The sequence below is a fragment of the Pseudomonas sp. p50(2008) genome, assembly GCF_015351605.1.
Classification (GTDB): Bacteria; Pseudomonadota; Gammaproteobacteria; order Pseudomonadales; family Pseudomonadaceae; genus Aquipseudomonas.
The window spans coordinates 650,941-660,515 of the sequence record NZ_JACMYF010000004.1; the positions used below are offsets into that span (position 1 = coordinate 650,941).

3 protein-coding genes are annotated in these 9,575 nt (G+C 59.0%); 1 reads left to right on the forward strand and 2 read right to left on the reverse strand.

Annotated elements, in window-relative coordinates; all coding sequences use genetic code 11:
- Positions 1–77 precede the first annotated feature (77 nt).
- Together H7698_RS14760 and H7698_RS14765 are read right to left on the reverse strand one after the other, a co-directional pair.
- Positions 78–1,445 (reverse strand): HlyD family type I secretion periplasmic adaptor subunit, encoded by a 1,368-nt coding sequence (locus tag H7698_RS14760; RefSeq protein ID WP_162440961.1) that lies wholly within the window; start codon positions 1,443–1,445, stop codon positions 78–80.
- Positions 1,435–3,591, reverse strand: coding sequence for a type I secretion system permease/ATPase (locus H7698_RS14765; RefSeq protein ID WP_162440960.1), 2,157 nt, complete (start codon positions 3,589–3,591; stop codon positions 1,435–1,437). Before H7698_RS14765 ends, H7698_RS14760 begins: the two co-directional genes overlap by 11 nt.
- A 739-nt stretch (positions 3,592–4,330) precedes the next feature.
- Between H7698_RS14765 and H7698_RS14770 the strand changes: the two genes are divergently transcribed.
- Positions 4,331–9,575: retention module-containing protein (locus H7698_RS14770; RefSeq protein ID WP_194691858.1), on the forward strand; the 5,245-nt coding region annotated here is incomplete at its 3' end.

Below are 9,575 nucleotides of genomic sequence, written 5' to 3' on the forward strand. Positions count from 1 at the left end.
AACTTGCTCCTTCAGGGAAAAGTGTCGCCCGTGGGTGCAAAGCTTGCTCGCGATGAGGCCATCAGCCCGACCGAAGACTACCGCTCGTGCAAAGCCTCAGCCCGCGCCCGGATAATCGGCTTCAGCAAATAGCTGAGAACCGTCTTCTTGCCGGTAATGATATCCACCGAAGCCACCATCCCCGGAATGATCAGCAACGGCTTCTCATCCGTCCCCAAATGGCTGCGATCGGTACGCAGCTTGATGACGTAGTAGGTGGTTTTCTTGTCTTCATCGGTGATGGTGTCCGCACCGATTTGCTCGAGCTTGGCCTTCAACCCGCCATAGATGGTGTAGTCATACGCGGTGAATTTCACCGTCGCCTCTTGCCCTGGGTGCAGGAAAGCGATGTCTTGCGGACGAATCTTTGCTTCCACCAGCAAGGTGTCGTCCAGAGGTACGATTTCGACCAGATCACTGCCCGGCTGGATCACGCCACCGATGGTATTCACCAGCAACTTGTTGACGATGCCACGCACGGGCGATGTCACCAGGGTCCGGCTGACACGGTCAGACAGTGCGCTGCCGGTGGCCTGGGCCTTGTTCAGGTCGGTGCGTGCTTCATTGAGCTGAGTCAGCGCTTCACTGCGGAATTTGCCACGGGTTTCGTCGATCTTGCGCGCCACTTCCTTGATCGCCGATTCTGCCCGCGGGATCGCCAGGGTGGTGGCGTCGAGCTGTCCACGGGTTTCAACTTCGGCGCGCTTGAGGCGCAACACTTCGACTGGCGATACCGCGCCCTGAGCCACCAACGGCTCGGACATGTTGATCTCCTGGCGCTGCAAGGCCAGGCCGTTGCGGTACTGGGACTGCTTGGAGGTGAACTCGCGCAATTCCTGCTGACGCTGGATCAACTGCTCCTGCAACCCACCGATTTCATCGCGCAATTGCTGACGGCGGCTGATGTACAGCGACTCTTCGCTGGCGGCCTGGCCAGGAACGGCTTTCAGCACGTCAGCGGGGAAATTCAGCGGACGGTCGTCCACTTCGGCGCTCAGGCGCTCCACTCGCAGCAACATCGAAAGCCGATCGGCTTCGGTCTCGCCCACGTTGGATGCGAAGCGGGTGTCGTCCAGGCGAATCAGCGGCGCACCCGCCTCAACAATCTGCCCTTCCGAGACGAACAGCTCAGAGACGATACCGCCTTCAAGGTTCTGGATTTTCTGGATCTTCGACGACGGGATCGCCTTGCCGTCGCCCTTGGTGACTTCATCGATCACCGCAAAGTTGGCCCACAGCATCAGGAACAGAAAGAAGCCGATGATTGCCCAGATTGTCAGCCGCACCACCCGTGGCGCGTCTTCAATGAGGGCTTTATTGACCTCGGGAAGTGGCTGGCCATGCAGTGAATCGGTGCCCTTGAAATAACGGCGAATGGAACCTTTGACCCCGGACTTAAGCAACACTGATCTGCCCCTTTTTCAATGCTTCCATCACCACAGCTTTCGGGCCATCGGCGAGTATCTGTCCACGGTCGATGACGATCAGGCGATCGACCAGAGACAACAGCGACGCACGGTGCGTCACCAGTACGACGGTCTTGTTTTCAATCACTGCAGCGAGGCGTTGCTTGAGGCGTTCTTCACCGGTGTTATCCATGGCGCTGGTCGGTTCGTCGAGCAGCAGGATCGGCGGGTTGAGCAAGAGTGCACGGGCCAGCGCGACGTTCTGGCGCTGACCGCCGGACAGGTTCTGCCCACGCTCGCCCACCTGAAGCTCGTAGCCTTGCGGGTGCAGACGGGCGAATTCGTGCACGCCGGCCAGTTCAGCGGCTTGCAGCACCATTTCGTCCTCGACGTAACGCGCACCCGAGACCAGGTTGTCGCGCAGGCTGCCGGCGAGCAGCTGGATGTCCTGAGGCACGTAGCCGATGTTGTGTCGCAGTTCGCTGACGTCTATCTGACGAATGTCGACGCCATCCACCAACAACGCGCCTTCGTCCGGCTGATAAAGGCCCACGACCAGTTTGGCGAGCGAACTTTTACCCGAGCCACTGCGACCGATGATGCCGATTTTTTCGCCGGGCTTGATGATCAGGTTGATGTTTTTGAGCGCCGGATTCTGCTGATCCGGGTAGGTGAAGTTCATCTGACGGCATTCGATGCCACCTTGCAGGACCTTGCGGCTCAGCGGGCGCTCTTCAAAATTGCGCTCCTGCGGCAACTCCATCATCTGGTCGACCGAGGTCATGGTGACCCGGGCTTGCTGATAGCGGGTCAGCAGGCCGGACAACGACGCCAGCGGGCTGAGTGCGCGGCCGCTGAGCATGTAACAGGCGATCAGGCCGCCCATGCTCAAGTTACCGGCGATGATCTGGTACACGCCGAAGACGATCATGATCACACCGGCCAATTGCTGAATCAGCAAGGTGATGTTCATCGCCAGGCCGGACAGCATTTTTACCCGCAACTCGAGGCGGCTGAGGGTGCCGATGGTCTGCTCCCACTGATACTGGCGCTCGCTCTCGGCGTTGTTGACCTTTACCGCGTCGAGGCCGGCAAGTGTTTCGATCAGACTCGACTGACGCTCGGCGCCCAGGGCCATGGTGCGCTCCATGGTGGCTACCAGCGGCTTCTGCAGCGCGTAGCCAATCAACAGGGCAATCGGGAACGCCAACATCGGAATCCATACCAGATGCCCGCCGAGGATCGCGATGACCAGGAAGATCAGGAGCGTAAACGGCAAGTCGATCAGGCTGGTGAGAGTCAGCGACGCGAGGAAATCGCGCAGGCTCTGAAACTCATGGATGTTCTGGGCAAAGCTGCCGACCCGGGCCGGGCGGTACTTCATCGACATGCCGACGATGCGCTCGAACAGCGTCGCCGAAATGATCAGGTCGGTTTTCTTCCCGGCCAGGTCCAGGCACAGACTGCGCAGGCTTTTGAGGATCAGGTCGAAAAAATAAGCGCCGGTGATACCGATGGCCAAGACCCACAGGGTCGATTCGGCCTGGTTGGGCACCACGCGGTCATAGACGTTCATCACGAACAATGGCGCGGCCATGGCGATGATGTTGATCAGGAAACTGGCAGCGATGGCGTCGGCATACAGCCAGCGCGAGCGCTTGAGGGTGTCACGGAACCACGACCGTGCGCGCGGGATCAGCGTGCCGTGATTGACGTCGAATTTATGCTGAGGCTGTGCGAAGAAGACTTTGCCAATGTAGTCGTCGGCCAGCAACTCGCGACTGACGAGGCTTTCGCCACCGTCACTTTCGCTGAGCAGTAGACGGGCCTGGTCTTCACCTTGCCAGCCAAGCAACACTGCGCTGCGACCATCCTTGAGCAGCAGTAACGCCGGCATCGCAATTTCTGGAATCTGCTCGAGTTTGCGCACCAGTACCCGCCCTTGCAGACCTGCGCGAGCGGCGGCACGTGGCAGCAACTCGACGCTCAGCCGCTGCTTTGGCAATGGCAAACCGGTGGTCAACATCGCAGCGCTGGCTGGCTTTTGATGCAGCGTGCAAAGGGCTAGCAGACCGTCCAGCAGCGGATCGTCATGCAACGCGCGTGGATCATGGATGAGATGAACTCGACTGACTTCTGATTCCACGCTCGGCACTCTTGGCTGACGATTGAACAATAAAGGTTCTGCTCAATTCATACCGGGCAGTTAGACCTTTGGCTTCACGTCGTTCTGCACGACGGATGCCAACGGTGCGACCACTCCCTGGCTCTTGAGCAACTCGCCCATGGTCGCCTTGATTCGGTATTGAGTAAATAACTGAATGTTTCTGATCCACGCAGATCACGGTTTGTTGACACATGGCTGCGAGACACGCCGCATACCCGGCGAAAACTTCGTTCAGCGCACATGAACGACATGCGCCGCGACTGAGAATCTGCGTGCAATCGTCAACGTCCATCCCCGATCAAAATGATGCGAAACGTGCGACCGGGGAAAATGCCCGGGACCGGATCCACGGAAATCCGCAGTTTGAATATTTGCCATTTTGTTGTCCTGAATCACTGCAAAACCTGCAACCACAGCGAATCCTGAGCAGACAAACGACCGTTTGTCGGAAAGTACAAAATGGGTACTGGATCACACGGTTCGACCCCCTTCGACTGCCGAATATCAATGTGACATTACTGGGGCGATTGTTTAGGATGGCAGCCACATGGTCAATAGTTTGGCATATAGTTTATAGCCAAAAAATATAGCCAGAATATTGACGCAAAAAAGCGTCAAAGTAGTAACTATTATTGTAGGAAAGAGCGTCCAGACTGATTGGCAACAATGCCTTCAGGTCCATGGAAGTCTACTGAACGTGACACCCGGAGAGTCTTCAATGAGCAGTGTTGTTGCCATCGTCAAAAGCATTGTTGGTCAAGTTTTCGTGGTGTCCCCAGAGGGCATCCGTCGTGTACTCGTTGAAGGCGACCGGCTGTTTGTTGGCGACCAGGTAGACACAGGTGTGGCAGGCGCTGTCACGCTCGAACTGGCCGACGGCCGGACCCTGGACCTGGGCCGCGACACTCAATGGAGCGGCAGCGCTCCGGACTCCAGCACCGACCTGGCAGAAGCCACCGCACAAGCAGCGCCATCGGTTGAAGAACTGCAGCAGGCCATCGTCGCCGGCGCTGACCCGACTAAAGACCTCGAAGCCACCGCAGCCGGCCCGACAGCCTCAGGCCAAGGCGGCGCAGCGGGCGGTGGTCATAGCTTCGTGATGCTCGATGCAACGGCTGGCCGGGTCGACCCGACCGTTGGCTTCCCAACCGCGGGTTTCGGCGCTGTGCCCCTGACCACTAACACCCAGAACACGAACAACAACGCGATTGTCGACGCCCCCCTCACCTCGACGCTGAGCCTCAGCGCAACCCCGACCATTACCGAGGCTGGCGGCGTACTGGTCTACACCGCGAACCTGAGCCAGGCGCCTCTGAGTGACCTGACCATTACGCTGTCCAATGGTGCGGTCATCATCGTTGCTGCGGGACAAACCACTGGCACCGTAAATGTGCCACTCGCGCCCAACGACACTGTTTATAACGACCCGAGCCAAATCGAAGTCACCGTCACCGGCACTACCGGCGGCGGGATGACAGTGGTACCTCCGACCGCTCCAGCGGTAACCCAGGTCACTGACACCGTCGATACCACCACCGTCACGCTGACCGCCGGCCCGACTGTTGTTGAAGGCGGCCCGATTACCTACACCGCGTCCCTGACCAACCCGGCCCAGACGCCGGTGACCGTGACCTTGAGCAACGGCTCGGTCATCACCATCGGCGCTGGCCAGACCACCGGCACCGTCGTGGTCGAGACTCCGGCGAATGACGTTTATGTGAACGGCAGCACTGTCAGCACCACGATCACCGGCGCGACTGGCGGCAATTTTGAAAATCTGGTGCCGAGCACCACGCCAGCGGTCACCACGATCACCGATTCGCAAGACACGACCGGCCTGACTCTCACTTCAACCGGCACTGTGGTTGAAGGCGGCCCGATCACCTACACCGCGACCCTGACCAACCCTGCTGGCACTCCGGTGACTGTGACCTTGAGCAACGGCTCGGTCATTACCATTGGCGCTGGCCAGACCACTGGCACCGTCGTGGTCGAGACCCCGGCGAATGACGTTTATGTGAACGGCAGCACTGTCAGCACCACGATCACCGGCGCGACTGGCGGCAATTTTGAGAACCTGGTGCCGAGCACCACGCCTGCTGTTACGACCATTACCGATTCGCAGGACACAACCGGCCTGACGCTTACTTCGACCGGAACCGTGGTTGAAGGCGGACCGATCACTTACACCGCGACCCTGACCAACCCTGCTGGCACTCCGGTGACTGTGACCTTGAGCAACGGCTCGGTCATCACCATCGGCGCTGGCCAGACCACTGGCACCGTCGTGGTCGAGACGCCGGCCAATGACGTTTATGTAAATGGCAGCACCGTCAGCACCACGATCACCGGTGCGACTGGCGGCAATTTTGAAAATCTGGTGCCGAGCACTACGCCTGCTGTTACCACGATCACCGACTCGGTCGATACCACTACCGTCACACTCACTGCAGGTTCGACTGTCGTTGAAGGCGGCCCGATCACCTACACCGCGACCCTGACCAACCCTGCTGGCACTCCGGTGACTGTGACCTTGAGCAACGGCTCGGTCATCACCATCGGCGCTGGCCAGACCACTGGCACCGTCGTGGTCGAGACGCCGGCCAATGACGTTTATGTAAATGGCAGCACCGTCAGCACCACGATCACCGGTGCGACTGGCGGCAACTTTGAAAACCTGGTGCCGAGCACCACGCCTGCTGTTACGACCATTACCGATTCGCAGGACGCAACGGGCCTGACCCTTACGTCGACCGGAACCGTGGTTGAAGGCGGTCCGATCACTTACACCGCAACCCTGACCAACCCTGCTGGCACTCCGGTGACTGTGACCTTGAGCAACGGCTCGGTCATCACCATCGGCGCTGGCCAGACCACTGGCACCGTCGTGGTCGAGACCCCGGCCAATGACGTTTATGTAAATGGCAGCACTGTCAGCACCACGATCACTGGTGCGACTGGCGGCAATTTTGAGAATCTGGTGCCGAGCACCACGCCTGCTGTTACGACCATTACCGATTCGCAGGACGCAACGGGCCTGACCCTCACTTCGACCGGTACTGTGGTTGAGGGCGGCCCGATCACTTACACCGCGACCCTGACCAACCCTGCCGGCACGCCGGTGACCGTGACCTTGAGCAATGGCTCAGTCATCACCATCGGCGCTGGCCAGACCACCGGCACCGTCGTGGTCGAGACTCCGGCCAATGATGTTTATGTAAACGGCAGCACTGTCAGCACCACGATCACCGGTGCGACTGGCGGCAATTTTGAGAATCTGGTGCCGAGCACCACGCCTGCTGTTACGACCATTACCGATTCGCAGGACGCAACGGGCCTGACGCTTACTTCGACCGGAACCGTGGTTGAAGGCGGTCCGATCACCTACACCGCAACCCTGACCAACCCTGCTGGCACTCCGGTGACTGTGACCTTGAGCAACGGCTCGGTCATCACCATCGGCGCTGGCCAGACCACTGGCACCGTCGTGGTCGAGACGCCGGCGAATGACGTTTATGTAAATGGCAGCACCGTCAGCACCACGATTACGGGCGCGACTGGCGGCAATTTTGAGAATCTGGTGCCGAGCACCACGCCTGCTGTTACGACCATTACCGATTCGCAGGACGCAACGGGCCTGACCCTTACGTCGACCGGTACTGTCGTTGAAGGCGGCCCGATCACCTACACCGCGACCCTGACCAACCCTGCCGGCACTCCGGTGACCGTGACCTTGAGCAATGGCTCAGTCATCACCATCGGCGCTGGCCAGACCACTGGCACCGTCGTGGTCGAGACTCCGGCGAATGACGTTTATGTGAACGGCAGCACTGTCAGCACCACGATCACCGGCGCGACTGGCGGCAATTTTGAAAATCTGGTGCCGAGCACTACGCCTGCAGTAACAACCATCACCGATTCGCAGGACACGACCGGCCTGACCCTTACCTCAACCGGAACCGTGGTTGAAGGCGGTCCGATCACTTACACCGCGACTTTGACCAACCCAGCCGGCACGCCGGTGACCGTGACCTTGAGCAACGGCTCGGTCATTACCATTGGCGCTGGCCAGACCACTGGCACTGTCGTGGTCGAGACCCCGGCGAATGACGTTTATGTGAACGGCAGCACTGTCAGCACCACGATCACCGGCGCGACTGGCGGCAATTTTGAGAACCTGGTGCCGAGCACCACGCCTGCTGTTACGACCATTACCGACCGCATCGATACTGTCACCGTGACCATCGAAAGCGCTGGCGACGTACTGGAAAACGCAGCACCGACCTTTACCATCAAAGTTGATCAGAAACTCGATCACGATCTGACGGTAACGCTGAGCAACGGCCAGACGGTAACCATCGCGGCAGGTGCTACAGAAACCAATTACACGCTGCCTGCTCAGGGCGACGACGTTTACAAAGATGGCGAGACCATCAAGCTGGGCATCACGGATGCAGCGGTAGAAGGGAAATCCTTCGAGAACCTGGTGATCGGCAAAGAAGCCGAAGTGACCATTGGCGATACCACCAGCGAGGTGATCGCGACACTGACCGTCGACAAGACCTCGGTCGTTGAGGGTGGCCAGGTCACCTATACCGTGACCCTGACCAACACTGCAGGCTTGCCGATCAACAACCACGGCGAGCTGACCTTCAAGCTCACCGATGGCACGACTATCACGGTTCCAGCCAATGGCACCAGCGGCTCGGCCACCATCGCAACGGTCAACGACATATTCACTGGCGGCCAGCCTTCGCTGGTCAACAAGCTGGAGTCTGTTACCGGCGGTGAGAAGTTTGAACAGCTGACGCTTGATCAGCAAACCCTGACCACCACCGTCACTGATCAACCGGCTGGTGAAGGCGACAAGGTCACCGTCACCATCGAAAGCGCTGGCGACGTGCTGGAAAACGCAGCACCGACCTTCACCATCAAGGTCGATCAAAAACTTGATCACGACTTGACCGTGACCTTGAGCAATGGCCAAACCGTGGTCATCTCTGCGGGTGCATTGCAGACCACTTACGCCCTGCCTGCTCAAGGCGACGACGTTTATAAAGACGGCAGCAGCGTTGAGCTGGGCGTTAGCGGCGCGACTGCCAATGGCAAGGCGCTGGAGAATCTGGTCCTGGGTAATCCGGCGACTGTGGTTATCGGCGATACGCTCAGCGAAGTGGTTGCGACCCTGACGGCGGATAAAACCACCGTGAATGAAGGTGGGCAGATCACTTACACCGTGACCCTGACCAACGCCGCCGGCTTGCCGATCAATAACCACGGTGAACTGTCGTTCACCCTGACTGACGGCACGGTTGTCACCGTCCCAGCTAACGGTACTTCCGGTTCGTTCACCATTACCGCCCCGGATGACATCCTGGTCGGTGGTCAACCGACGATCGTTAACAAACTGGAAAGTGTCGAAGGTGCGGGCAACTTCGAGCAACTGACCTTGGGTCAGAACTCGCTGAAAACCACCGTTACTGACGAACCATCGGGTCAAAATGATCCGGTCAACATCAGCATTGTTGGCAATGGTCCGGTCCTGGAAAACCAGGCACCGAGCTTCACCATCACGCTGGACAAGGCACAGTTGGTGCCGCTGACCGTGACGTTGAGCAACGGCCAGACCGTGACCTTCGCCGCCGGCGAAACCTCGAAAGTGCACTCGCTGACCGCACAAGGTGATGACGTCTACAAAGACGGCGAAACCGTTGTGCTGGGCGTTAGCAATGTCACCTCCGGTGGCACCGCGCTGGAAAATCTGGTGATTGGTAACCCAGGTTCGGTAGTCGTTAGTGACACCCCGAGCGAAGTGGTTGCGACCCTGACCGCCGATAAAACCACCGTCGCGGAAGGCGGTCAGATCACTTACACCGTGACCCTGACCAACGCCGCCGGCTTGCCGATCAACAATCACGGTGAACTGTCGTTCACCCTGACTGACGGCACGGTTGTCACCGTTC